This is a genomic window from Niallia circulans (assembly GCF_007273535.1).
Classification (GTDB): domain Bacteria; phylum Bacillota; class Bacilli; order Bacillales; family Cytobacillaceae; genus Niallia; species Niallia circulans_B.
This window is the reverse complement of the sequence record NZ_RIBP01000004.1, coordinates 2,443,154-2,466,908: the sequence shown is the minus strand read 5'-3', so window position 1 is coordinate 2,466,908 and position 23,755 is coordinate 2,443,154. Positions and strand designations below refer to the sequence as shown.

25 protein-coding genes are annotated in these 23,755 nt (G+C 39.2%); all 25 read right to left on the bottom strand.

The window, feature by feature from the left end; all coding sequences use genetic code 11:
- Window positions 1-18: 18 nt before the first annotated feature.
- Window positions 19-693: a zinc metallopeptidase gene (locus tag CEQ21_RS20130; protein WP_185766038.1), complete on the bottom strand. Its 675-nt coding sequence runs from the start codon at window positions 691-693 to the stop codon at window positions 19-21.
- A gap of 66 nt (window positions 694-759) precedes the next feature.
- Entirely contained in the window at window positions 760-1,554 is a 795-nt protein-coding gene (gene ypjB / locus CEQ21_RS20125; protein ID WP_185766037.1) for a sporulation protein YpjB, read from the bottom strand.
- 85 nt (window positions 1,555-1,639) lie between these two features.
- The gene (locus CEQ21_RS20120) at window positions 1,640-2,227 is read right to left on the bottom strand and encodes a lipoprotein heptaprenylglyceryl N-acetyltransferase LhaT (protein ID WP_185766036.1); all 588 of its coding nucleotides are present in this window, start codon (window positions 2,225-2,227) and stop codon (window positions 1,640-1,642) included.
- Between the two features lie 149 nt (window positions 2,228-2,376).
- A complete protein-coding gene (locus CEQ21_RS20115; RefSeq protein WP_185766035.1) occupies window positions 2,377-2,928 on the bottom strand; it encodes a ReoY family proteolytic degradation factor in 552 nt (183 codons plus the stop codon).
- 77 nt (window positions 2,929-3,005) lie between these two features.
- Window positions 3,006-4,268 carry a tetratricopeptide repeat protein gene (locus tag CEQ21_RS20110; RefSeq protein WP_185766034.1) on the bottom strand — a complete coding sequence of 421 codons (1,263 nt, stop codon included), beginning with the start codon at window positions 4,266-4,268 and terminating at the stop codon, window positions 3,006-3,008.
- Between the two features lie 12 nt (window positions 4,269-4,280).
- A complete protein-coding gene (locus CEQ21_RS20105) occupies window positions 4,281-5,186 on the bottom strand; it encodes a hypothetical protein (RefSeq protein WP_185766033.1) in 906 nt (301 codons plus the stop codon).
- 150 nt (window positions 5,187-5,336) lie between these two features.
- Window positions 5,337-6,626 (bottom strand): 3-phosphoshikimate 1-carboxyvinyltransferase, encoded by a 1,290-nt coding sequence (gene aroA, locus CEQ21_RS20100; protein WP_185766032.1) that lies wholly within the window; start codon window positions 6,624-6,626, stop codon window positions 5,337-5,339.
- Window positions 6,627-6,652: 26 nt separating this feature from the next.
- Window positions 6,653-7,756: a prephenate dehydrogenase gene (locus CEQ21_RS20095; protein ID WP_185766031.1), complete on the bottom strand. Its 1,104-nt coding sequence runs from the start codon at window positions 7,754-7,756 to the stop codon at window positions 6,653-6,655.
- Window positions 7,757-7,785: 29 nt separating this feature from the next.
- A complete protein-coding gene (gene hisC / locus CEQ21_RS20090) occupies window positions 7,786-8,889 on the bottom strand; it encodes a histidinol-phosphate transaminase (protein WP_185766030.1) in 1,104 nt (367 codons plus the stop codon).
- A 22-nt stretch (window positions 8,890-8,911) separates the two neighbouring features.
- The gene (gene aroH, locus CEQ21_RS20085; RefSeq protein ID WP_185766029.1) at window positions 8,912-9,280 is read right to left on the bottom strand and encodes a chorismate mutase; all 369 of its coding nucleotides are present in this window, start codon (window positions 9,278-9,280) and stop codon (window positions 8,912-8,914) included.
- A gap of 3 nt (window positions 9,281-9,283) precedes the next feature.
- Window positions 9,284-10,363, bottom strand: a complete 1,080-nt coding sequence (gene aroB / locus CEQ21_RS20080) for a 3-dehydroquinate synthase (RefSeq protein ID WP_185766028.1) — start codon at window positions 10,361-10,363, stop codon at window positions 9,284-9,286.
- Window positions 10,363-11,535, bottom strand: coding sequence for a chorismate synthase (gene aroC, locus CEQ21_RS20075; protein WP_185766027.1), 1,173 nt, complete (start codon window positions 11,533-11,535; stop codon window positions 10,363-10,365). Before aroC ends, aroB begins: the two co-directional genes overlap by 1 nt.
- A gap of 110 nt (window positions 11,536-11,645) precedes the next feature.
- Window positions 11,646-12,419: a CheR family methyltransferase gene (locus CEQ21_RS20070; RefSeq protein ID WP_185766026.1), complete on the bottom strand. Its 774-nt coding sequence runs from the start codon at window positions 12,417-12,419 to the stop codon at window positions 11,646-11,648.
- Window positions 12,420-12,665: 246 nt separating this feature from the next.
- The gene (gene ndk / locus CEQ21_RS20065) at window positions 12,666-13,112 is read right to left on the bottom strand and encodes a nucleoside-diphosphate kinase (protein ID WP_185766025.1); all 447 of its coding nucleotides are present in this window, start codon (window positions 13,110-13,112) and stop codon (window positions 12,666-12,668) included.
- A gap of 88 nt (window positions 13,113-13,200) precedes the next feature.
- Window positions 13,201-14,163 (bottom strand): heptaprenyl diphosphate synthase component II, encoded by a 963-nt coding sequence (hepT, locus tag CEQ21_RS20060; RefSeq protein ID WP_185766024.1) that lies wholly within the window; start codon window positions 14,161-14,163, stop codon window positions 13,201-13,203.
- Window positions 14,164-14,209: 46 nt separating this feature from the next.
- Window positions 14,210-14,917, bottom strand: a complete 708-nt coding sequence (locus CEQ21_RS20055; RefSeq protein WP_185766023.1) for a demethylmenaquinone methyltransferase — start codon at window positions 14,915-14,917, stop codon at window positions 14,210-14,212.
- A gap of 6 nt (window positions 14,918-14,923) precedes the next feature.
- A complete protein-coding gene (locus CEQ21_RS20050) occupies window positions 14,924-15,715 on the bottom strand; it encodes a heptaprenyl diphosphate synthase component 1 (protein ID WP_185766022.1) in 792 nt (263 codons plus the stop codon).
- 136 nt (window positions 15,716-15,851) lie between these two features.
- On the bottom strand, window positions 15,852-16,415 hold the full coding sequence (gene folE / locus CEQ21_RS20045) for a GTP cyclohydrolase I FolE (protein WP_185766021.1): 564 nt from the start codon (window positions 16,413-16,415) through the stop codon (window positions 15,852-15,854).
- A 228-nt stretch (window positions 16,416-16,643) separates the two neighbouring features.
- Complete coding sequence (locus tag CEQ21_RS20040; RefSeq protein ID WP_016203034.1) at window positions 16,644-16,916, bottom strand: HU family DNA-binding protein; 273 nt, start codon at window positions 16,914-16,916, stop codon at window positions 16,644-16,646.
- A 420-nt stretch (window positions 16,917-17,336) separates the two neighbouring features.
- Window positions 17,337-18,815, bottom strand: a complete 1,479-nt coding sequence (gene spoIVA, locus CEQ21_RS20035; protein ID WP_185766020.1) for a stage IV sporulation protein A — start codon at window positions 18,813-18,815, stop codon at window positions 17,337-17,339.
- Window positions 18,816-19,392: 577 nt separating this feature from the next.
- The gene (locus CEQ21_RS20030; protein WP_185766019.1) at window positions 19,393-20,442 is read right to left on the bottom strand and encodes an NAD(P)H-dependent glycerol-3-phosphate dehydrogenase; all 1,050 of its coding nucleotides are present in this window, start codon (window positions 20,440-20,442) and stop codon (window positions 19,393-19,395) included.
- A 14-nt stretch (window positions 20,443-20,456) separates the two neighbouring features.
- Window positions 20,457-21,767, bottom strand: coding sequence for a ribosome biogenesis GTPase Der (der, locus tag CEQ21_RS20025; protein WP_127737607.1), 1,311 nt, complete (start codon window positions 21,765-21,767; stop codon window positions 20,457-20,459).
- 286 nt (window positions 21,768-22,053) lie between these two features.
- A complete protein-coding gene (locus CEQ21_RS20020; RefSeq protein WP_127737606.1) occupies window positions 22,054-22,239 on the bottom strand; it encodes a capping complex subunit for YIEGIA in 186 nt (61 codons plus the stop codon).
- Window positions 22,236-23,126 (bottom strand): YIEGIA family protein, encoded by an 891-nt coding sequence (locus tag CEQ21_RS20015; RefSeq protein ID WP_185767348.1) that lies wholly within the window; start codon window positions 23,124-23,126, stop codon window positions 22,236-22,238. Before CEQ21_RS20015 ends, CEQ21_RS20020 begins: the two co-directional genes overlap by 4 nt.
- Window positions 23,126-23,734 carry a YphA family membrane protein gene (locus CEQ21_RS20010; protein ID WP_185766018.1) on the bottom strand — a complete coding sequence of 203 codons (609 nt, stop codon included), beginning with the start codon at window positions 23,732-23,734 and terminating at the stop codon, window positions 23,126-23,128. The genes CEQ21_RS20015 and CEQ21_RS20010 overlap by 1 nt, the downstream gene beginning before the upstream one ends.
- Window positions 23,735-23,755 lie beyond the last annotated feature (21 nt).

Genomic DNA, 23,755 nt, shown 5'->3' with positions numbered 1-23,755 from the left:
TATGGAGATTTCCATAGACTAGTCGTTTCTTTGCATTCCTGTATAAATCATAATTAATCGCAGCAATTCGAGTATCGCTACTGCTGCTGCCGCAACATAGGTAAGGGCTGCTGCATTTAGGACTTTTTTCGTTTCTTTTTCCTCATCATTGCGAATAATTCCTAATGCGACCACTTCATCCATTGCACGGTTTGATGCGTTAAACTCAACTGGAAGTGTTACAAATTGGAACAGGACGGCTGCTGCCATAAAAATAATTCCTAACAGAACAAAATTGCTTGCACCAAGCAGCATTCCGATTAATATGAGTATCCACGAAAAGTTGCTGCCGATATTGGCAACTGGAACTAAAGCATGCCGGAAACGCAGGAAAGCATATTCTTGCTGGTCTTGAATGGCATGGCCAACTTCATGTGCCGCAATCGCACAAGCAGCAACAGAATGCCCGTGATAGTTATTTGTTGACAGACGGACTACTTTTGACCGGGGATCGTAGTGGTCAGACAGAACGCCTCTCGTTTCTTCAATAGATACATCATATAATCCGTTGGAATCCAAAATTCTTCTTGCTACTTCTCTTCCGGACATCGCAGAAGAAGCAGCTACTTTCGAATATTTTTTGTAAGCTCCACTTACCCTCATTTGTGCCCATAGAGGAATGATGAGTATGATGATGAAGTAGATAATAAACATGCTTTTTCCCCCATATCTCGAGTTAGTAGTTATTATTTTAAGCAGGGAGAACCTAAGAGTCAAATGTTATGGCCTTTTATGTCTTCTTCTCTTTTCTTCCTTATCTCCTAAATATTTTCTCCAACCAACATAGGATAATGTAAGGATAATGATGCTTCCAGTTGAAATAATTACCCACCAAAGGGACGGATCTGCTTCATCTTCATACACTTGATTAAATACGTCCTCAAGCTCTGCTTCTAATTCGTCCAGCTCTTTTGTCTCAGCTTTTGTGAAGACTTGAAGGCGATATGTATCGAGGAAATCCACAAGTGTATTCAGTTTTTGAAATTGTGCTGTTGTCACATCTAACTTTAAACTTGGGTTTATAATTTGGTAAAGCGTCAGGAAAGAATTTAGTTTCGCTTCATATTCCACTTTGTTTTGGTTTATGGCAGCATCCTTCATTTCCCTGTAGGATGCCATCACTTGTTCTTGCATTTGCGTCCAAAGAGGCTGCTGGCCGCTTGAAACTGCATCAACCGCTAATCTGAACTTAATCGCAGAGTTGATCCGCTCGTTCGTATCAGCAGACGGGCTTGTGATTACCTCAACTGCTTCATCACGGGCACCTGTGAGGATTTGCAGCTCATCCATTGTAAATGTCCGCTGTTGCTGTTTCACTATACTGAATTGGTTAGAAAAATAATCAAGGATTTTTTTCGCATCATCGTATCTTTCTGATTTTACCAACTGCAGTGCTTCATCTGATAATGTATCTAACTCGTCTATAGGCGAATCTTGGTCTGCATACACAGATATAGAAATAGGCTTAAGCAGGATTAATAACATTAATAACACAACCAATTTAGCCTTCTTCATACTTGTCCCTCCCCGATATACTATTAAAAATGTATGTCAGGATGGACAAGGATAGACTAAAAAACTTTAGATTTGAATTGCTTGTTTAAGAAATCGTTAATGTGTTTTTTCTTTTAGCAGCATAACAACAAATTGCAATGCTTAAAATGCTCAGCCAAAAGGTGAAATAGCCGATTTGGTCCATAGACTGGTTGAGAATACTGTAATTTGGCATCATATCAAATACATAATCAATGACATCATTATGCAATGTCCATATAGCTGCAATGCTAACATGCACCCATTTTATGCGGTAATATGGTATGTATAAAAGCCCTTGTATGGCCATCGCACCGTGAGAAACAATTAACATGAGCGATTCTATCTCTACAGTTCCCGTCTTAGCAAAAACGAGTACATTCATAACAACTGCCCAAACACCATATTTGAATAGTGTCAGGAGTGCTAATGCTTCAAATAATGGCGTATTTCGTTTAAAAAGAAAGGCGATTAAAACAATCACAAAGAACAGGCTTGCAGTTGGACTGTCTGGAACAAATAATAAGAAAATGTCCGGCGTTTCCGCCAATTGAAATCTATACCAGTAATAGCCATAGATTGTCCCAAGTAAGTTTACGATAAGCAGCAGCCAAATAAATGACCGATTTCCTAATATTAACCGTAACCAATTCATGCAGGCAGCCACCTCCTTTATATTATTTTCTTTTATAATAGCATAAAAAGTTTTCATTTGTTTTTTTGTCCTTTTTTTGGGGCAAAACAAAAAAAGCAGTCCGGCAAACGTGTTAACGCTCAGCCAGACTGCTTTTATTGTATTTGTTTTTAGCTTTCTGTGCTTTGTAATTGCTTAAGACGATCCGTCAGCTCTCGAAATGCATGTTCGTCTCCATTATCAAGCGCCTCATCGATTAGCTCCAGCAGCTTTTCCTTTTGGAACTTTTCTATGCTGGCAACGAGAAATTGCTCTGCAATGGTTTTGTCTTTTTCACTAATATGCAAATTTTTCGGCATGAAAGGATTTTCCACAAGCACGGCCGCATATTGATGTGCCTTATTGGAACCATAAAAATTCAGTTGGATATAGATATCTTCATCTCTGTTTAAGCGAATATCATGAAAGGACTTTTCCGCATCTGTCGTCATGACATTTTCCTTATAAAAGCGAAACGGGACTTCATCAACACAATGTGTGGACATGACCAATCCCCTTGGGCACTTCTCTGCATTTTCAACAAAATGCACTTTTTCCATAAGCTGATCATGACTCATCAAATAATTTAAAATCCAAACACATTCTCTTCTTTTTAATTGATAGTGATTCAGAAACCAACGAATGAAGTCTTTTTTTTCGTTGACAGATACAGGGGTTTTCATGTTTGTTTCCCTCCTCTGCTTGCAACCATTTTTTTGTTTTAACAAAGTAATCTTTCTTGCTGCAATAGGCTTAATGTTTACTGGCCGCTTGTTAAACGTTGAACGATTTCGATAAATTCTTCATTGCTTGGATCTTTTTCTAAAAGGCTATTAAACACTTCTGCAGCTTCCTGTCTTTTTCCTTCTTCCAAAAGAAAATATCCATAATCGTATAAAAAGTCTGGGAGTTCTTTAAAGAAAGTATATGCTTCTTGGTATTTGTTTAATGCCACTGAATAATTTTCATTTCCTTGATAGGCTTTTGCTGCATCCCATAATAATTGCGGCTCCTCTATATCTTGAGAATCCATAAGTTCTATAAGCTCGATGATATCCTCGAAGCGTTCCTGTGTCAAAAACAATTTGTTTAAAAGCAACACAGCTTCCGCAAATTCTGGGTCGATTGCCAGTGCTTCTCGAAAATGCTTTTCGGCCCCTTCCTCTATCCCGTTCTTCAGCGCCAGCTTTCCGCCAAGTAAAAACAGTTCTTTATTGAACTCATCATGCTTTAAGCCTTCAAGCACTGTTTCATACGCTTCCTGCACCATTTCCTCTTGCTCATAGCTTCTAGCAAGATATAAATACAGGGATTGGAAGGATGAATCTAATGTTTTTACTTCCTCAAAACGCTTGATGGCAATAGTCAGCTGTCCTGCTTGCAATGCTGTCAAGCCCAAGTTGAACACTGTATTTATTTCCACTTTTTCTTCAATCGCAAGCTCGTAATAATGGATTGCTTCCTCAAAGGCTCCACCTGCACTTAAATTGTCGGCAATTCTTCCATTAACATTGACACCGGCGACTGTGGACTGCTCCGTGGCAACAACTTTGTATGCTTTAATGGCATCTGTAATCCTGCCTTGCTCGGAATAGAGCTCTCCCAATGCAAAATCAATGATCACTTCATTTGGAAGGATTTTTTTGGCTTGAAGAAGCTTTTGCTCACTCACCTCGTAAAGCCCGTCCATTTGATATAAATCTGCTAACAGCAGAAGGCTTTGTGGATAGCTGGCATCTTCGGGGTTGATTTTTTCGAGCTGTGAAATTGCTTCTTCCTCATTGCCAATTTCCATCTCTGCCTCTGCAAGCATAACCAAAAGCTCTCCTTCTTCTGGGTATGCCTCCAATAAAATTTGGAATAATGCTTTAGCTTCCTCAAGAAAACCAAGCTGGAACAATTCCTCCCCTAACACGAATCGTTCTTCATTCGAACCTTGATTAAGTATTTCCTCATAATATGATAAAGCTTTTGCTTGTTGACCATTTTCTAATAATGAAAGTATTTCGTTTACTTTTTCCATCTTGTATCCTTTCTAAACTCCTCCTGTGCTAAAGAAGGAAGGTACTTTTATTTCCATCTGCTCTCCAAATCCCGGCAGATAAAACACTTTCTCGCCAGTTCTAATACATTTGCCTTTATGGTAAGTGACAAGAATTCTATTATAATGATAATGAAATAATTCCTTTTCATCAATATTTATGATTGAGCGGCTTTTCTCGTAAAGATTATAAGTCACTTCTCCGCTTTGATAAATATTGCCTTTAAATGGGTAAATGCCCATTTTAATGAGTGCCTCATATGGAATGATATCACATTCTGTTAAGTCTTTTCTAAGGGAAGGTATATTAGTATCACGCATTATTGCTGCAAAAGTTATCTGTGCTCTATTTCGCTCTTCCTCATCTATCATTAAAAACTCAGGGATAAGTGGACAATTAAATGGGAAGATTGCTTCCTTAATCCAGCCCCATGGCACTTTATATAAATCATCCGAATTATTTATTTCAATGATTATAGCAGGGATTTTTGCTTTTTTGCAAGTTCTGATAAGACTTGTTGTAAGGATTTTCAAGGGGATTTTAATACATATAACATAATCGACTGCACAATTCAACAGCATGTTTTTTGTCTTATTCAGCTCGCCTAAAAGCTCCCTTTCCTTTTTGACATTACATGCTGTCACGAACATTGTACAGCCTTTTTTTATGAGGTTTTCTTGGATATAGTCTCGTTGCTGCTTCGGATTCAGCAATTCTTTCACATGATTATCGTAAACAATCGGTGTTGGAGTCATTATATATGGACTTCCATCCATTTTCATAATTCCCTTCCAAAAGGTTTCCTTTATCATGTCGATACGATTGTCTTCTACGAGCATAGAAGTTTTCTTTAAAGCCTGTTTTTTTAAAATGTTTATATTTTCAATAATATAGCCCATTTCTTCACCACCAAGCTTTTTTAAGACAAGCTATGATGATTTTATTCATTTTATGCCTGATTACGTGAATGTTTGCTCATTTTCTGCTTAATACGCAATAAACCCCATTCGAAAATGGGGTTTACTTGCACGTAAGAGTATTGGTACTGGTTATTGTTTTGTCAAACTGTCCATGTGTTCAAAGAAGGAAGGATATGAAACCGCAATAGCTTCCGCATTTTCAAGAATAACAGCTCCATCTGTGACTAATGATGCAACTGCAAGCATCATGCCGATGCGATGGTCTCCATGGCTGTCGACTACAGCACCTTTAAGTGGCGCACCACCATGAATAATCATGCCATCCTCAGTTGCTTCAATATTTGCGCCTAGCTTTTGTAATTCATTAACAACCGTATCAATACGATTCGTTTCCTTCACTTTTAATTCCTCTGCATCTTTAATAATGGTCGTTCCTTCTGCTTGTGTTGCCAGCAGTGCAATAACCGGAATTTCATCGATCAATCGTGGGATGATTTCCCCATCAATTGTTGTGCCTTTTAAATTAGATGCCTCAATGCGAATATCACCTGTCGGCTCAAACTCATCATTCAAATCCAAAATGGATACATTTGCACCCATATTCGTGAGCACATCCATAATACCAGTTCTTGTCGGATTTAGGCCGACATTCTTTAATATTACAGAGCTATTTGGAACAATGCTTGCTGCCACAAGGAAGAATGCCGCTGACGAAATGTCTCCAGGCACATGAATATCAGCCGCTGTTAAGCTTTGACCGCCTGTAATATGAATATTTTTTCCATCAACATTAATATTGCCGCCGAATCTTTTGATCATTCTTTCCGTATGATCTCTCGTTGATACCGGCTCTATTACAGTTGTTGTTCCTTCTGCCTGCAGTCCTGCAAATAAAATAGAAGACTTCACCTGTGCACTTGCAACAGGAAGCTTATAAGAGATTGCCTTTAGCTTATTCCCTCGAATAGAAATAGGTGTAAATTCACCATTGCTTCTTCCATCGATTTTAGCACCCATCTCTCTTAAAGGACCTACAACTCTTGTCATCGGTCTTTTAGCAATAGAGCTGTCACCTGCTAACGTGCTGTGAAAATCTCTGCCTGCAAGAATTCCTGACATAAGTCTGATGGTTGTGCCTGAATTGCCGACATCCAGCAATTCCAGTGATTCTTGCAGTCCATCAAGCCCTTTACCTTCAATAATAACCTTCTCATTGTCGTGCTGAATGCTGACGCCGAGCTTTTGGAAGCAGGAAATTGTACTTAAGCAATCCTCTCCCATTAAGAAGTTAGTAACTGTCGTTTTACCCTCTGCAATTGCGCCAAACATGACAGAGCGGTGGGAAATAGATTTATCGCCCGGTATTGCAATTTCCCCTGCCAATGGTCCTGATGCTCGCTTCAACTGTTTTCGATCCATTTTTATCACCTAATCCATCCAAGTCTTTATCCGATTGAGGTTTCGTAAGTGGAATACGCAGCAATACAAGCTTGCGCTCTTTTCCGATCCTCTTCCGTCTGAAAGCTGATTACAAGCACACCATATATCTCTTCTCTTGTTTCAATGATTCGGATATTGGTAATACTTATTTTTTCCTTTGCCAGAAATCCTGTAACCTCTGATATAATCCCAGGATAGTCAGGCACATCTACATATAAATCGTAAAATGCCGGAATTGCACCTTTTTGATTTTGGGGAAGCTCATCTCTGACATTTTTCGCCACTTGAAAATAATCAAATATCTCATCAGCCTCTTCTGTCTTGATCAGTGATTTGACCTTCTCCATTTCATTTGTCCACTTGTCGAGAAGCTCAAGAAGAACTGTTTTATTATGCAATAATATGTCACGCCACATTGCTGGACTGCTTGACGCAATTCTCGTTATATCTCTAAAACCACCTGCTGCAAGCCTTGTTACAAGCTCGTTTGATTTTGCGACATCATCTGCTTGGTGGACAAGAGATGCTGCGACAATATGTGGCAAATGACTGATAACCCCTGTCAACAAATCATGTTCTTCAGGCGATACTACTAAAAACTTCGCTCTTGTTCCAGATAACCAGTTTATCAATAGTTGCACAGATGCCTTATCAACAGTTTCCTCTGGTGTCAGCAAATAAAAGGCATTTTCAAACAAAAGTGCTTTAGAGGCAGACACACCGCTTTTGTGTGAGCCCGCCATTGGATGTCCTCCGATAAAGGTGATGCCTTTTTCTTGAAGAAGACGTGATTTTTCGACGACTTTTCCTTTTGTGCTTCCAACATCAGTCACAAGAACATCGTTTTTCAATGGCATTTGCGCCAATTGTTCAATCATCATTTCCGCTTGTCTGACTGGTGTTGCGATGATGATTAAATCAGCCTCTCTTGCCCCATCCTCCAGTGAATCTACACAATCATCAATGACACCAAGCATTTTACCCAGCTTATTATTTTTTTCGGCTATATCAAAGCCAATAATCGTACAATCTGGATGATTGTTTTTTATGGATAGTGCTAATGATCCTCCAATAAGTCCCAATCCGATAACGAAGACGCGACCATTCACTTTATCACCGCCTTCTCTTTTCGCTTAAATTAAATGGCTGCTGCTTTCTCTTGCAAGAACTTGGCAAGCACCTCAAGCAGACCTTCGTTTTCTTCCTTTGACCCAATAGTTATGCGCACAGATGTCGGGAAACCAAGTGGCACACCAGACCGCACGATATATCCATGTTTCATTAAATATTGAAATACTTCATTTCCATCCACTTTAAAGTCAATTAAAATGAAATTTGTTTGGGAAGGAAAATATGTTAACCCGTGTTCCTCACAGAAGGTATACAGCTGAGTGAGCCCTTCGCGGTTTTTAATGGAACAGCTTGTCACAAAGTCCTGATCAGAAATTGCTGCTTGTGTCGCAATTTGCCCTAAAGTATTTACATTAAAAGGCTCACGAATTGGTTCTAGTGTTTGGATTAAGCTTTCTGAAGCAACTCCATATCCAACACGGAACGCTGCAAGGCCATAGATTTTCGAGAATGTTCTTAACACAATTAAGTTATGGAACTGTTTAACTAGCTCTAATGCATCATAGTAATCTTCTGCTACTACATATTCATAGTAAGCCTCATCTAAAACGACAAGCACATCTTGTGGCACCTGTTTCAAAAATTCGACTAATGACGACTCTGAATTATAAGTTCCAGTGGGATTATTAGGACTGCATACCCAAACAACACTTGTATTTTCATCCATTACTTCAAGCATTGCAGGGAGATTATGTTCACCCTTTTCAGTTAATGGAACTTCTCTTACTTCTGCACCATCTACAATCGCATTATGCTTGTATTGACCAAACGTATGGCTTGCCATAACTGTGTTTCTACCAGGAGCCAACAATGCCCTTGAAATCATCAGAATAAGATCATCCGATCCATTTCCTAACACGAGCTCACTTGGAGACACTTGAAGGAACTCAGCTAGTGCATGACGCAAATTTGTTGCATAGCCATCTGGATATAAAGCAAAAGAACCATCTACTTTTTTTAGTTCCTCTGTAACATGTGGTGAGCTGCCGAAAGGATTTTCATTCGAAGCAAGCTTAACAATTTTTTCTAAATTAAATTCACGTTTCACTTCATCAATCGTTCTACCAGGCTGATATGCATGAAGCCCTAATAACTGCTCTTTCCATTTCATCAACATTCACCTCTATAATGTATTAATTCTCTTGCTTAAGATCTGGTCTTAATTGGATTGCTCTTTCTAAATATATATGGTTAATATCCTTTTGAGCCGTATTCGTATTAACATGTATCATAATGCGGATGCATTTTTGCAATGAATTCGGCACATCAATTTCCTTCATGCACATGACAGGAACATAAGTCCATCCCTCTTGAAGGCGAATCACTTTGGCAGGAAAGGCAGAAGTCAAGTCGTCTGTCACAGAAACGAATACAGAAGCAACATCGCCCGCTATGATTGCGTTCTTTTCTATCATTTCCTTTACAAGCCTCTCTGCTGCAGCCAAAATCACCGTTTCTTCATCTACTTCAACCGTGATTGCTCCCCGTACTCCTCTAATCATGCTCTATTCTCCCTTAAAAATATGTAGTTCTTCGATTAATTCTTGTTCATCCATTTTAACGATAACCGGATTACCAATGGCATCAAGCAGAACAAAGTGGATTGTTCCACTAACTGATTTCTTATCCTGCTTCATTCTATCTATCAGGGCATCTACCTTTAAATGTGCTGGAACCTTTGTCTCATAGTCCAATGATTGCAGCCAAGCTTCAAAAGTGTTGATGGAGAAATCAAGCTGAAGCTTCTTTTTGCTTAAGCGCAATGCAAACAACATGCCGATGACAACGGCTTCACCGTGTGACATATTTCCATAGCCCATTTCCGCTTCTATCGCATGGCCAAGTGTATGGCCAAAGTTAAGAAATGCACGGACATTTGCTTCCTTTTCATCCTTGGCAACAATATTACTTTTAACAAGAATCCCCTTTTCCAATAGCACTGCCCATGTCTTTTCTGATACTTTTTCTAGCGCATCAATTTCATTAAGCAATGTTTCATAAAAGCCTGTATCACTTATCAAGGCATGCTTTATTACTTCACCAAATCCACTTCGAAGCTCAAGCGTTGGCAATGTTTTAAGAAAACGTGTCTCGTAAAAAACAGCCTCTGGCTGATAAAAAGCACCAATCATGTTTTTGCCGAGCGGATGGTTAATCGCAACTTTTCCGCCAACTGCACTATCATGTGCTAGAATGGTTGTTGGCACCTGGATAAACGGAATACCGCGCATAAAGGATGATGCAACAAAACCGGCAAGGTCACCGACAGCCCCTCCGCCTAAAGCGATGATAAGTGATTTTCTGTCCAGCTTTTCTTCCAGTGCAAAGCTGTGGCAGCTGTAGAATACATCAAATGTTTTGGCGTGTTCTCCAGCAGGAACGATATGGGAAACAACAGGATACCCTGTTATCTCCCGTTCCAGTGCTTGTAAATGGAGCGTTGCAACTGTCTCGTCTGTTATAATAAGCACCTTTGTGCATTCAGGTAGATGGGCTTGAAGAAATCCATTTACTTGTGTGACTGTGTTATCGCCGATAAAAACAGGATACGATTTAGAACCTGCATCAACTTGAACTGTCTTCATTAAAATTCCCTCGCATATTGACGATGCTTCTCGACATTTTCAAGCAAGCCTTCAAAACGGTCAGAATAAAACTGATCAACGATTGCACATGCCAATTCCCATGCAACAGCACTTTCTGCAACAACAGCTGCAGCAGGAACAGCACAGCTGTCAGAGCGCTCGATACTTGCTGCAAAAGGTTCCTTTGTTTCGATATCAACACTGTTTAATGGCTTGTAAAGCGTCGGAATTGGCTTCATAACACCCTTAACAATAACAGGCATACCTGTCGTCATTCCGCCTTCAAAGCCGCCTAAACGATTCGTTTTGCGCGTGTAGCCATGATCGCTGTCCCAAATGATTTCATCATGTACTTCGCTTCCAGGCTTGCTTGCCGCTTCAAATCCAATACCAATTTCGACTCCTTTGAATGCATTAATACTCATAATTGCACCTGCAAGCTTCGCATCAAGCTTTCGGTCATAATGAACATAACTGCCAACGCCGACAGGCATGCCTTCTGCTATAACCTCAACAATTCCGCCGATAGAATCTCCATTTGTCTTCGCATCATCAATAGCTTGCATCATTTTCTTCTCTGCAACAGGATCTAAGCATCTAACAGGAGATTGCTCCGTTAATTCCATGATTCTATCAATGGAAGGATATTCTTGTATGTCTGCTTTCACTCCGCCTATTTCTAAAACATGTGAAGCAATCTTGATTCCTAATAGTGACAATAATTTCTTTGCTGCAGCACCTGCGGCAACCCTAACTGTTGTTTCTCTTGCTGAAGATCTTTCTAATACGTTGCGCATATCGCGGTGTCCATACTTAATTGCACCGTTCAAGTCAGCATGACCAGGTCTTGGACGGGAAATCTTCCGTTTAATTTCACTTGATTCCTCTTCATCAATCGGTCCTTGACCCATGACTTTTGTCCAGTGCTTCCAGTCGTTATTTTCCACAATAAGCGACACTGGTGAGCCAAGTGTCTGGCCGTGTCGAATTCCGCCACCGATTTCGGCAGTATCTGTTTCAATCTGCATTCTTCTGCCTCGGCCATGCCCTTTTTGTCTTCTTGCTAGCTGTCCGTTAATGTCCTCTGCAGTTAATGGCATACCTGCTGGCAGACCTTCTATAATTGTAATTAGTTTTGGACCATGTGATTCCCCTGAAGTTAAATATCTCATATCAAAATCCTTTCTCCCTTCAACGCTTTAAAGGAAATATGTTTCAATATATCATACGTTTGCGAATATGAATAGTAAAAAATCCTTGAAAGCTATAAAAAACTTAAATTTTACATCTTTTTATAGAAAAAAGTATCTTCTGTTTCTAATCCGTATTTGCCCGGATTAAAAATTTGCTCGGTACTGCCAACAAAAAATATTCCGCCAGGTCTTAAAGCATTCGCAAATTTTTGATATAAAATATCCTTTGCTTCTTCTGTAAAATATATCATTACATTGCGGCAGACTATTAAATCAAAAGGCCCTTGGAATGGATCTGCCAATAAATTCTGCTGCTTAAAGGTAACAGGCTTTTTTATTTCATCACTAATTTTAAACATGCTTCCCGACTGACTAAAATGCTTTTGCTTTTGTGCAGCTGGCACCTCATTTAATGAGCGCTCCACATAAAGACCTACCTTTGCTCTTTCAATAGCATTTATGTCGAGATCAGTTGCTTTTATCTGAAAGTTGGACGGACGCAGATGGTTTGACAGAATCATGGAAAGCGTATAAGGCTCCTCACCTGTTGAACAAGCAGCACTCCAAACCTTTAAATTAGCACTGGTTTTCATGAGGTTTGGCAATATTTTATTCTCAAGCACTTCCCATCTTCTGAAATTACGGTAAAATTCTGACACATTAATCGTCATGCGGTCCAGCAATTCCTCAAGTAGCTCCTTGTTTTTGCCGATTGCCAGTGCGTATTCCTTAAAGGAACGATATCCTCTTTTTTCATAAAGGGAAGTCAACCGTCTTTTCATTTGTGCTTCCTTATATAAAGATAAATCGATGCCTGATACTTGATGAAAATTTTTGATGAACTCTTGGTAGTCTTTTTCCATAGTTAAACCTCGCATCCTGCTGCTATTAATTTTCTTTTTATTAGTATAAACGATATTTATTGAAAATGGGGTAATAATTTAGCTGTGTTTATTCTTAAAAGGCAAATATCGTCTATTACGTGTATTCCTATTATTTGGATTGTGCCCACATTCATACTTGTTAGAAATGAAAAAAACTGTCCTTTAAAGCTAGCTTCACAAAAGTTACTGTGAAGCTTTTCGCCTTAAAGGACAGTTATTACTGGATTAATAGACCCATGTATTGCTTAACTTATTATATTCTACTAATTCTTCTTCATTAAAGAATAAACCGATTTCTCTAGCAGCGCTATCCACACTATCAGAGCCATGAATGACGTTTTTTCTCATTACAACACCAAAGTCTCCTCGAATGGTGCCAGGGGCTGCATCCAACGGATTCGTTTTGCCCATCATGGCCCTCGCCTTTGTTACTACATCTTCACCTGACCATACCATTGCGAAAACTGGTCCTGATGTAATAAAATCAACGAGCTCCATAAAAAATGGCTTGTCCACATGCTCTTGGTAATGCTGCTTGGCAAGGTCTTGAGATACGACCATTAATTTTGCACCAACAAGCTGGAATCCTTTACTTTCAAAGCGCTCCACAATCTTGCCGATTAAATTCCTTTGCACTCCATCCGGTTTGACCATCAAAAACGTCTTCTCCATTTGATTCACTCCTATGTATGAATGTAAAAAGAAAAACAAGTATTTATGAAAACGATATCATACATAAGAGTACTTTGCAAAGCATAACTTAGAACTTTCTTTTACCTAAGTATTTCGCAATATTAATAAGTGCTGTTTTACTTCTTCCCTTTGGTAGGTCTGCAATTGCATCCAATGCTTTTTGCAGGTAAGCATTACTTATTTTCATCGAACGGTCAATAGCATCTGTACTCTTTATCAGCTCGATAATTTCTAAAAGATCTGCCCGGTTCATGTCTTCGTGAACGGTGGACACCCTTTTACGAATACTTTCATTTTCCATCGCATACAGAACAGGCAAGGTGATATTGCCTTGCAGTAAGTCACCGCCGGCAGGTTTTCCAAGCTCTTCTTCTGTACCAACAAAATCAAGAACATCATCAATAATTTGATAGGACATCCCAACGTAATAGCCAAATTTATGTAGTTTTTTCTGGTGCTTTTCTTCCACATCGGAAGCAATTGCGCCTACTAAAGAACTAGCTGAAATGAGGAGGGCCGTTTTTCTTTTTATACGGCGGAAATAATCCCTGACATTCTGTTCAAAGTAATATTTGTCCTTAATCTGCTGAATTTCTCCAATGCAAACCTCTACTATTGTATCAGCAAGCACCTTATGTGCAGCAGGCTTCTTTAGTTCGCTCATAATCTCAAGTGATTTAGCAAAGATATAGTCGCCTGTATACATGGCAACTTTATTATCCCATTTTGCTTTAATCGTCGGCTGACCTCTGCGCAGGTCTGAGTCATCAATAACATCGTCATGTACTAAAGAAGCCATGTGAATGAGCTCTAAAGCGACAGCTGCTTTTTTAATGACATGGATATCATAATGGCCAATTTGGCCTGCAAGCAGGACAAAAATTGGCCTAATCCGCTTCCCGCCTGCCTTGAGAAGATGAAGTGACGAATCTCTTAAAATGGAAGTGTTGGCGTTCACTGTTTCTTCAAGTGTTTTTTCGATTATCTCCAAATCCGAATTCAAAAATGAATACATCATTTTTAATTTCACTAAACTTCACCCGTCTTTAACTGCTGCATAAAAATAGATACAGACATTATTTTTCTTTAAAGCCAATATGCACAGCAGCTACACCACCGCTGTATGGTTTAAACGTCACATTTGATAAGCCTGCTTTTTCAAAAAGAGAAGCAAGTTCCTTCATACCCGGAAAATCCCGAGCCGATTCCTGCAGCCATGAGTATTCCTTAAAGCTTTTGGCAAAAAGCTTTCCAAACATCGGCATGATGAAGCGAAAATATAAGTAATAGCCTTGTTTAAAAACAGGCATAGTAGGCTGTGATGTTTCGAGACAGACAACCTTGCCTCCTGGTTTCACTACTCTTTTCATTTCCTTAAGTACCTGTAAATAGTCTGGTACATTTCGCAAACCGAACCCGATTGTCACAAAGTCAAAGCTGTTATCTGGAAACGGAAGTTCCATCGCATTGCCATGAATCAGCTCAATATTGCTGTAGCCTTTCGTTTTTTCTTTACCAATGCTCAGCATATTTTCACTGAAATCAAGCCCTTTGACTTCACCAGTCGGCCCAACAGCATCTGCAAGACTGATTGTCCAGTCTGCAGTACCACAGCAAACGTCCAACGCTTTAGCACCTTTTAGGACATTCATCTTTTTCATTGTGTCTTTGCGCCAAATTTTATGCTGTTGAAAGCTGATTACCGTATTCATCTTGTCATAATTGCCATATATTTTTTCGAATACATGGTGCACTTTTTCTTCTTTTGATTGGTGCTCCCGCATTGCCTCTTACCCTTCTTCCACATACATTTGTTGTTTAATTTTATCCAATATTGCTGTTGTCCTTGCTGTAATGCTGTCCTCGACATTTTTAGAGCTCGTTAGTGCTGCTGTGAGCATGTCAGATGCTCCTTGAATAAACGGCTCGAACAGGAGATATTTATTTTCCTCTGCAAGACGAGCAAGCTCTTCACTATGCTTAGTCAGCATACTGAATAAAAATGAATTACCAGTCAAATTATATGTATTCCTGTCTTGCAGCATTCTGTTCAGAAATAGAAATGACAGCGCAAAGTTTTTCCAGTTATCCAAACGGAAACGGTCAATCAATTTTTCCAGGATGGAAAATTCCACGGCTACGATTGCTTCTCTCATTTCAGAAAGGCCAGCAAACGCCTGCTGATAAATGATCATCTTATTCTCATTCACTTCTTTAATCGCTTCAGCGAATACTTTTATCATTTCATAATCTTCCAGGTCTGCCAACAGCTTGTAATACTGGCCACTGTAAAAATCACCTGCCAATATTGTCAACTGCCTGTTCTTTTCTATTCCTTTATGAACGCTGTCATTTGTTACAAGTTCATGGGTATCAAGGGCAATTTGAATAAGCATCTTCGTTGTGGCATATGTGATGACCTGACTGTCGTTTAAGTCAGCCTGCTTTAACAGAAATACGGTTAACAAAAGCTTGTCTTCATCTATTACCGGGTTGTCTATATGCTTAAAAAGATAAGGATGAGCAATCTTTTGCAAAACCTCTTCCCGCACCATTTCCACCATTTCTTGAAATAACATCATAATATCACCCTTGTTCCCCAAAAATTTCTCTTTGTATCTTTTTCAACACAAAACGTCATTATATTTGTATAAAGTCTAGATTATTATAGCATAAACACCTGACAAGACCACTTAAAAAGGCCTATAGAGGCATGTCTTATTTTATTAAAGCAAGCACTTCTGCGCGCGCCTCTGCATTTTCCGCGTAACTTCCGCGCACCGCAGTAGTTACCGTCTTCGCACCAGGCTTGTTTACTCCTCGCATTGTCATACACATATGCTCTGCTTCAATGACAACCATAACGCCATGAGGGTCAAGCATTTCTATAATGGCATCAGCAACAGTTGATGTAATGCGTTCTTGAAGCTGGGGACGTTTTGCGACAGCTTCGACTGCTCTTGCTAATTTGCTCAAGCCCGTTACTTTACCGTTTCTAGGAATATATGCTACATGAGCCACTCCATAAAACGGAACGAGATGGTGTTCACACATGCTGTACAGCGGAATGTCTTTTACAAGCACTAGCTCCTCATGTTCTTCACCGAAAATCGTATGGAAGTATTCTCTCGGATCCTCATTTAACCCTGAGAATATGTCACTATACATTTTGGCAACTCTTTTCGGGGTATCCAGCAACCCTTCTCTTTCAGGATCTTCCCCTATTGCTTCCAAAATTTGTTTTACCGCATCTTCTATCTTGGCCAAATCAACATTCGACATTCTTTTTTTCCTCCTAAAGCTATCAATCCAATTTCCTTTAACCATATTAGCATATAAAAACAATGAACACCACGAATGGCTGCTAATTCTTTTAACATCCATTTACATCCAGTGCCTTTATGTAAATCCTATCATAATGCCCTTTAATGATTGCCAGCCTGCTAAAAAAAGCAAAAAAACCGCGAGTAATTCGCGGTTTTTAGAGAAATAATATGCAATGTATGTAGATTACTTCACTGCGTCTTTAAGTGCTTTACCTGGTTTAAAAGCAGGAACTTTGCTTGCTGCAATTTCGATTTCTTCACCAGTTTGAGGGTTGCGTCCTTTACGAGCTGCACGCTCACGAACCTCAAAGTTACCAAAACCGATAAGTTGTACTTTATCACCATCTTTTAAAGCATTCAAGATTGTATCAAAAACAGCATCAACTGCTTTAGTAGCGTCTTTTTTTGATAATTCGCTTGCTTCTGCAACCGCGTTAATCAATTCTGTCTTGTTCATGCCTTTCACCTCCTCCCAAATGTTTCAAATAAATCCTAAAAAATCGTTTCATATCATTATTTGTAAACAATTTATCGGAATTTTATACGTCATTAAGAATATTTTCTCCTCGTTCACATCATTATTTAAAAAATGATGCTACTTCTAACATGACAAGCATTCATAATAAACATCATAATGCTTTAATCGCTGTAATGACGCTGATTCCTTTAAAAGATTATCATAATCGTTTGAGCTTATCAAGAAATTTTATATAATGATAGCAATCTTTTCATTAATTGATATGAAAGTGTAATAAGGAACCCACAATTTTACAGACGTTTAAAAGCTTGTAACAATGGCTCCCTACGTAAATCAGCTTAGATTGCATCGCTAATCATTTTAAGATAAAAAAAAAAGAAACTCCCAATAGAGAGTTTCCTACAAAATGATAGCGATAAGTCCTCCAGAGCCTTCATTGATAATGCGCTCTAGCGTTTCTTTCAATTTGTAACGAGCATTTTCTGGCATAAGAGAAAGCTTTGCCTGAATCCCTTCTCTTACAATGGAGCTAAGACTTCTTCCGAATATATCTGAATTCCATATTGATAGTGGATCATCCTCAAAATCCTGCATCAAGTATCTGACAAGTTCCTCACTCTGTTTTTCAGAACCGATAATTGGTGCAAATTCACTTTCTACATCTACTTTTATCATGTGGATAGATGGCGCTACAGCCTTAAGTCTTACACCAAATCTGGAGCCTTGGCGAATGATTTCCGGCTCATCTAGGCTCATATCAACAAGGGATGGTGCTGCGATACCGTAGCCTGTTTGTTTCACCATTTTCAACGCATCTGAAATTTGATCATATTCCGTTTTTGCGTGGGCAAAATCCTGCATTAGCTCAAGCAGATGGTCTTTCCCTCTGATTTCTACCCCAACAATTTCCTTGAGAATTTCATCATACAATTCATCTGGCGCGAATAAATCAATTTCCGCCACACCTTGCCCCATCTCGATTCCAGCAAGACCCGCCTTATCGATAAATTCAAAATCACTGAATTGCTGAACAACTCGATCCACATCTCGCAGTCTCTTAATATCTTTAACTGTTTCCTTAACTGCCTCTTGATAATTGTCACGAAGCCAGTGATTTTCTCTAAGAACCATAACCCAGCTCGGCAAGTTTACGTTAACTTCCAATACCGGAAACTCAAACAATGCTTCTCTCATTACATTAAGAACGTCTGACTCTCTCATGCTTTCAACGCTCATGGCAATGACTGGAATATCATATTTTTCTGTCAGCTCATTTCGAAGTTTTTCTGTGTTTGGATGAAAAGGCTGAGCACTATTGATAATCATAATAAAAGGCTTACCAACCTCTTTCAGCTCTTCAATAACCCTATTTTCTGCTTCTAAGTAATTGCTTCTTGGAATATCCCCAATCGTCCCGTCTGTAGTTATGACGACACCGATTGTGCTGTGCTCTTGAATAACCTTTCTTGTACCAATTTCAGCCGCCTCATGAAATGGAATCGGCTCTTCATACCATGGAGTATTAATCATTCGAGGTCCATTTTCATCCTCATACCCTTGTGCACCTGGAACTGTATAGCCGACACAATCAACTAATCGGATATTTACATCCAAACCTTCGTCTACAGTAACGGATGCAGCCTGATTTGGAACAAATTTTGGCTCAGTCGTCATGATTGTTTTGCCTGCAGCGCTTTGAGGTAACTCATCCTTCGTCCTTGCACGATCTCCTTCATTATCCATATTAGGAATTACAACCAATTCCATAAATTTCTTTATGAAAGTAGACTTGCCTGTACGAACAGCACCTACTACACCTAAGTAAATATCACCGCCAGTTCTTTCGGCAATATCCTTAAAAATATTAACCTTTTCCAAATGATCCCCTCCTGAACTCTCCCTAGTGTAGAGATTAACAAAAATCCATATAATAACTTGTAGACATTATATATTTATGATGTTGTCCTATCTCATTATGACTACTTTTAAAAATTCCCCCTTTTTTTTGCTAGGCAACTTGTAAATCAACAGCCAAATCCCCTTTGAAACCATTCTCTTAACTAGCACAAACACAGGAAAATAGCGGACTTTATCGCAAACCTTAAAAGAAAAGCTACTAGTGATGTTTTCCTTTAAGGTTTTATTCACGCCAAAAAAATAACCCTTCTAAATCATGTATACACATGAAAAAAAGGGTTATGACAATTTTTAAAAATATTATTTTATTTCGTTTGTATACATCAGTTAAATAGCCAATATTTCTTCTCAAAAAAAAATCAAAGTAAAAGCAGGGGAACCTTTACTTTGATTTAATGACTATATAGCCCATCACCTGTTCATTCCACCAGGTTGCTTCAAGGCATTGTATGCATAAATATATATTTCGCATCATGAAAATGCCCAGTAATATAACAATTTCTGAAAACAAACACCTAAATTTTAGAAGATGTGGTGGTTATTCCGTATACTGGGAAGCAAGAATATTCACAAGATCTTCCATCTCATGCGTTTTGTCTCTTGTCATTAAACCTTCAACGACATCCTTCGCGTTCTTCCCATTAAAAAGCACATCGTATAAGGCATTTGTTATCGGCATCTCAATGCCGTATTTAACAGAAAGCTGATGTCCTGCTTTCGTCGTTCTAATCCCCTCTACGACCATTCCCATGTTCTCAAGGACTTCTTCTAGCGGGCAACCTTTTCCAAGCAGATTTCCGGCTCTCCAGTTGCGTGAATGGACGCTTGTACATGTCACAATTAAATCACCAATCCCAGTTAAGCCTGAGAACGTCAAAGGATTAGCTCCCATCTTCGTTCCTAATCTTGCCATTTCAGCAAGTCCTCTTGTGATAAGAGCCGCTTTTGCATTATCTCCGAATCCTAATCCATCTGTAATACCGGCACAAACAGCGATGATATTTTTTAACGCTCCGCCAATTTCAACTCCGATAATATCTGGATTTGTGTAAACTCTAAATTTAGAATTAATGAATAAATCTTGAACCTTTTCTGCTTCTTCCATATTTTTCGAAGAAACGGTAACTGTTGTTAAATGACGCAAGCTCACTTCTTCTGCATGGCTCGGCCCTGACAACACGACAATACTTTTCAAAAGTTGTTCCGGTATTTCTTCTTCCATAATTTCAGATATACGAAGAAGAGTGCCTGGTTCAATCCCTTTACTAACATGAATAAATGTTTTCGGCTCATCCAAATAAGGAATCATTTGCTGCATTACTTCACGCATCGCTTTTGTCGGAACAGACATGACGATAAATTGGACATCCTGTAATGCTTCCTGCATGGATGTAAATCCAATGATGTTTTCTGAAAGCTTAATTTCCGGAAGATATTTTTTGTTAATATGGTTTTTATTTATTTCTGCAATATCCTGCTCGTTTTTCCCCCAAAGATGCACAGTATGTCCATTGTCAGCAAGTACAAGTGCAAGTGCTGTTCCCCAGCTTCCAGCTCCGATCATTGCGACTTTTGTTTGATTACCCATTAGATCCACCTCTATTATTTTCTTTCACGCGCAAAAATTCTTATTGGTGTTCCTTCAAAACCAAAAGCATCTCGTATACGATTCTGTAAGAAACGCTCATAAGAGAAATGCATTAGCTCAGGATCATTAACAAACACAACAAATGTTGGCGGTCCGACTGCAACTTGAGTCGTGTAGTATATTTTCAAACGTTTTCCTTTATCAGTTGGTGTCGGATTCATTGCAACAGCATCCATGACAACATCATTTAATACACTTGTCTCTACCCTTAATGTATGGTTTTGACTCGCAACATTTATCATTGGAATCAATGTATGAATACGTTTTTTCGTCTTAGCAGACAAGAAAACAATCGGTGCATAATCCAAAAATAGGAAATGCTCTCTAATATTTTGTTCAAATGTTTTCATTGTCTTTTCGTCTTTTTCGACAGCATCCCATTTATTAACGACAATAATGACAGCTCTGCCAGCTTCATGTGCATAGCCTGCGATTTTTTTGTCTTGCTCGATAATGCCTTCTTCTCCATCAATAACAACTAAAACAACGTCTGATCTTTCAATCGCTCTCAATGCACGCAGCACACTGTATTTCTCTGTGCTTTCGTACACTTTCCCTTTTTTTCTCATTCCGGCAGTATCAATGATTACATACTTTTCGCCATTTACAGTTACTTGAGAGTCAATCGCGTCCCTTGTTGTCCCAGCAATATTGCTGACAATTACCCTGTCTTCTCCAAGCATTGCGTTAACTAGTGAGGATTTCCCAACATTCGGGCGTCCGATAAGGGAGAACTTAATAACATCATCATCGTATTCTTGTCCATTTCCTTTCGGGAAATGATTAGCTGCTTCATCCAGAAGGTCGCCAAGACCTAAGCCGTGTGATCCTGAAATTGGCATTGGCTCGCCAAATCCTAATGAGTAGAAATCATAAATTTGCTCACGCATCTCTGGATTATCAATTTTGTTAACCGCAAGAACAACAGGTTTTTTTGCTCGATATAGGATTTTTGCAACCTCTTCATCAGCAGCTGTTACTCCCTCACGGCCATTTGTGATGAAAATAATAACATCTGCTTCGTCGATTGCAATCTCTGCCTGTGCTCTGATTTGATCAAGAAACGGCTCATCACCAATGTCAATTCCGCCAGTATCGATAAGATTGAAATCGTGATTAAGCCAGTCTGCTGAGCTGTATATTCTATCTCTTGTTACACCAGGAATATCTTCTACAATGGAGATTCTTTCTCCAACAATTCTATTAAAAATAGTAGACTTACCTACGTTAGGCCTTCCTACTATTGCTATTACAGGTTTCGCCATTCTTACTTACACCCTTCCATACTTCAAAATAGTCTTTTTTGCTTTATGCTCACAAAATACTATGTATATTTGTTATTCCAAGCCTTGTGTCTATCATAAGCCAATAAATATTGATTATTTGCCACCTTTTTTAAACTAACTAAAAACAATTAGGGGATTACCTTTTTTTTGAGGCAGTCCCCTAACTAATATATCTTAACAGAGTGGCCTTGTACAGGCAAGAGCTAGAAATTTGTTTATTGTTAGGGAGATGGCCTGTTCATGGTTTTCCTAATACCCTGATAAGTCAATGCTTGACGATAATAAAAACGTCCTCACTAATTTTATGGGCAATTCCGTCAAGTATCGCCTCCAGGTTTGTCGCAACTGCTTCCATTTCATTCACATCACTGCAATAAAAGACGCCAGTTCCTGGTGCTACTTTGTCCGGTTTTGTTGTAATAGCTGCTAATATATACTTTTCAATTGTCACTGTGCTTCTTCCTCCCGTCGCAGCCTTTTGCTCGGCATACGGATGGCATTTTCAAGGGTAGGGACAGCGCCAATTATTTCAAGCGCTTTTTCCTTTTGGTTGTTTTGCGGCAAAATAAACACAGCAACCCTTCCATCCTCTAAGTCCCTTTTTGCCAAAGGCACCAAAGCAGGTGTTCCAGAATCCCTGTACACTCCTAAAGCTGTTGAGACATCATACAAAATTGCCTGTCGTTGCCCTAGATTAGCAATTGTTGTTCGCGCATTGAAATTCTTTGGTGTTAGGATAAAGCCCATACCATATTTCAATACTTCCTCCTGCCGTGCTGGTATCCCGATATTCATGATATAAATATTATCAACATAAAGACCTGCTCCATCGAATCTCGGCTCAACATAATCGACTGTCACAATGTCACGAAGCTTTCCACCTGACATCAGCTTCCGGCTGATAAAAAAGGAGATAATGGCAGCGACTATTCCTCCCCAGATGTGAAAAGTAATATATCCAAAGGTGCTAAGCAGGCTCGCGAACATAACAAGATAGTTTCTGCTTTCAAAGGCAATCGCAATTCCTTCAATATATGTCTTTCCCCGTGGCACCATTTCATAGCTATCTAGTTCTGTTAGTGTGTTCCGCTCCATGTTGCGAACATCGCGGAATTGTGATGCTGCGACAGTTAAGAAGGTCACTGCAGTGAAATCCTTGTCTAATATTGAAGGAATGGCGACTGTACCAAGACCAGCCGCGATAAACCCCAGAGCAATATGGATTATCTTCCCATGCAAATATGTTGGATACTGTCGGTAATCTGTTCGAAGCATAAACATACGGAGGGCAGTTCCGATCACAAGTCCGAACATGATCGGATATGTAAATGTAGTCATCATAGTTTTTGCTTCTCCTTTTCAAGTAAATAAATATGCTGTTCCCATCTTGCAAGAACGACTTTTGTCATATGAAGCACAACCAAACTGCTGATTCCTATAAGCAAACTGTCAAAATAGGCAGGTGTCCCGAATCCCACATCCATAGAATAATAATGCAGCAACCCGCCATACACTACTTCACCAAATGAACTTCCTAAAACAACCATCACGACTTGGCAGAATACAGACTTATGTAATAAAAGAGCTAATAGGACAAGCGTTGCAGCCAACAGCAAACTTTTGTCAGCAACCAGCCATACTGGATCAAGAATGCTCAATAGCTGGAAAGAAACATATGCAAGCATTGTCATAAACGAAGTTAACACGGTAAAGAGCTGCTGAGATAATTTCAGTCTTGATGCAAATATTAATGCTGCTACTAATTGGATTAACAACAAGACCGATAAATCCATGCCGCCAATAAAAAAATGATAAGGATATAAAATCATTGCAATTAATAAAATGGATGCGTAAAATACCCTATTCCTATTATCCTTGTCCATCATAAAGGTTGATATTACCCAAAGCATCCACGCGAACCAATAAAACAAATTACCTTCCATCATCTGTTCACACTCCTACTTTTT

Excerpts from the sequence above, each read along its gene's own strand:
- CEQ21_RS20105 (WP_185766033.1), bottom strand. The coding sequence starts at position 5,186 with ATGGGCTATATTATTGAAAATATAAACATTTTAAAAAAACAGGCTTTA.
- aroH (WP_185766029.1), bottom strand. The coding sequence starts at position 9,280 with ATGATTAGAGGAGTACGGGGAGCAATCACGGTTGAAGTAGATGAAGAA.
- CEQ21_RS20130 (WP_185766038.1), bottom strand. The coding sequence starts at position 693 with ATGTTTATTATCTACTTCATCATCATACTCATCATTCCTCTATGGGCA.
- folE (WP_185766021.1), bottom strand. The coding sequence starts at position 16,415 with ATGTCGAATGTTGATTTGGCCAAGATAGAAGATGCGGTAAAACAAATT.
- CEQ21_RS20110 (WP_185766034.1), bottom strand. The coding sequence starts at position 4,268 with ATGGAAAAAGTAAACGAAATACTTTCATTATTAGAAAATGGTCAACAA.
- CEQ21_RS20010 (WP_185766018.1), bottom strand. The coding sequence starts at position 23,734 with ATGATGGAAGGTAATTTGTTTTATTGGTTCGCGTGGATGCTTTGGGTA.
- aroB (WP_185766028.1), bottom strand. The coding sequence starts at position 10,363 with ATGAAGACAGTTCAAGTTGATGCAGGTTCTAAATCGTATCCTGTTTTT.
- ypjB (WP_185766037.1), bottom strand. The coding sequence starts at position 1,554 with ATGAAGAAGGCTAAATTGGTTGTGTTATTAATGTTATTAATCCTGCTT.
- CEQ21_RS20070 (WP_185766026.1), bottom strand. The coding sequence starts at position 12,419 with ATGGAAAAAGACTACCAAGAGTTCATCAAAAATTTTCATCAAGTATCA.
- aroC (WP_185766027.1), bottom strand. The coding sequence starts at position 11,535 with ATGAGATATTTAACTTCAGGGGAATCACATGGTCCAAAACTAATTACA.
- CEQ21_RS20040 (WP_016203034.1), bottom strand. The coding sequence starts at position 16,916 with ATGAACAAGACAGAATTGATTAACGCGGTTGCAGAAGCAAGCGAATTA.
- CEQ21_RS20030 (WP_185766019.1), bottom strand. The coding sequence starts at position 20,442 with ATGGGTAATCAAACAAAAGTCGCAATGATCGGAGCTGGAAGCTGGGGA.
- CEQ21_RS20120 (WP_185766036.1), bottom strand. The coding sequence starts at position 2,227 with ATGAATTGGTTACGGTTAATATTAGGAAATCGGTCATTTATTTGGCTG.
- CEQ21_RS20015 (WP_185767348.1), bottom strand. The coding sequence starts at position 23,126 with ATGACTACATTTACATATCCGATCATGTTCGGACTTGTGATCGGAACT.
- ndk (WP_185766025.1), bottom strand. The coding sequence starts at position 13,112 with ATGGAGAAGACGTTTTTGATGGTCAAACCGGATGGAGTGCAAAGGAAT.
- aroA (WP_185766032.1), bottom strand. The coding sequence starts at position 6,626 with ATGGATCGAAAACAGTTGAAGCGAGCATCAGGACCATTGGCAGGGGAA.
- hisC (WP_185766030.1), bottom strand. The coding sequence starts at position 8,889 with ATGAAATGGAAAGAGCAGTTATTAGGGCTTCATGCATATCAGCCTGGT.
- CEQ21_RS20050 (WP_185766022.1), bottom strand. The coding sequence starts at position 15,715 with ATGATGTTATTTCAAGAAATGGTGGAAATGGTGCGGGAAGAGGTTTTG.
- der (WP_127737607.1), bottom strand. The coding sequence starts at position 21,767 with ATGGCGAAACCTGTAATAGCAATAGTAGGAAGGCCTAACGTAGGTAAG.
- CEQ21_RS20055 (WP_185766023.1), bottom strand. The coding sequence starts at position 14,917 with ATGCGGGAGCACCAATCAAAAGAAGAAAAAGTGCACCATGTATTCGAA.
- CEQ21_RS20115 (WP_185766035.1), bottom strand. The coding sequence starts at position 2,928 with ATGAAAACCCCTGTATCTGTCAACGAAAAAAAAGACTTCATTCGTTGG.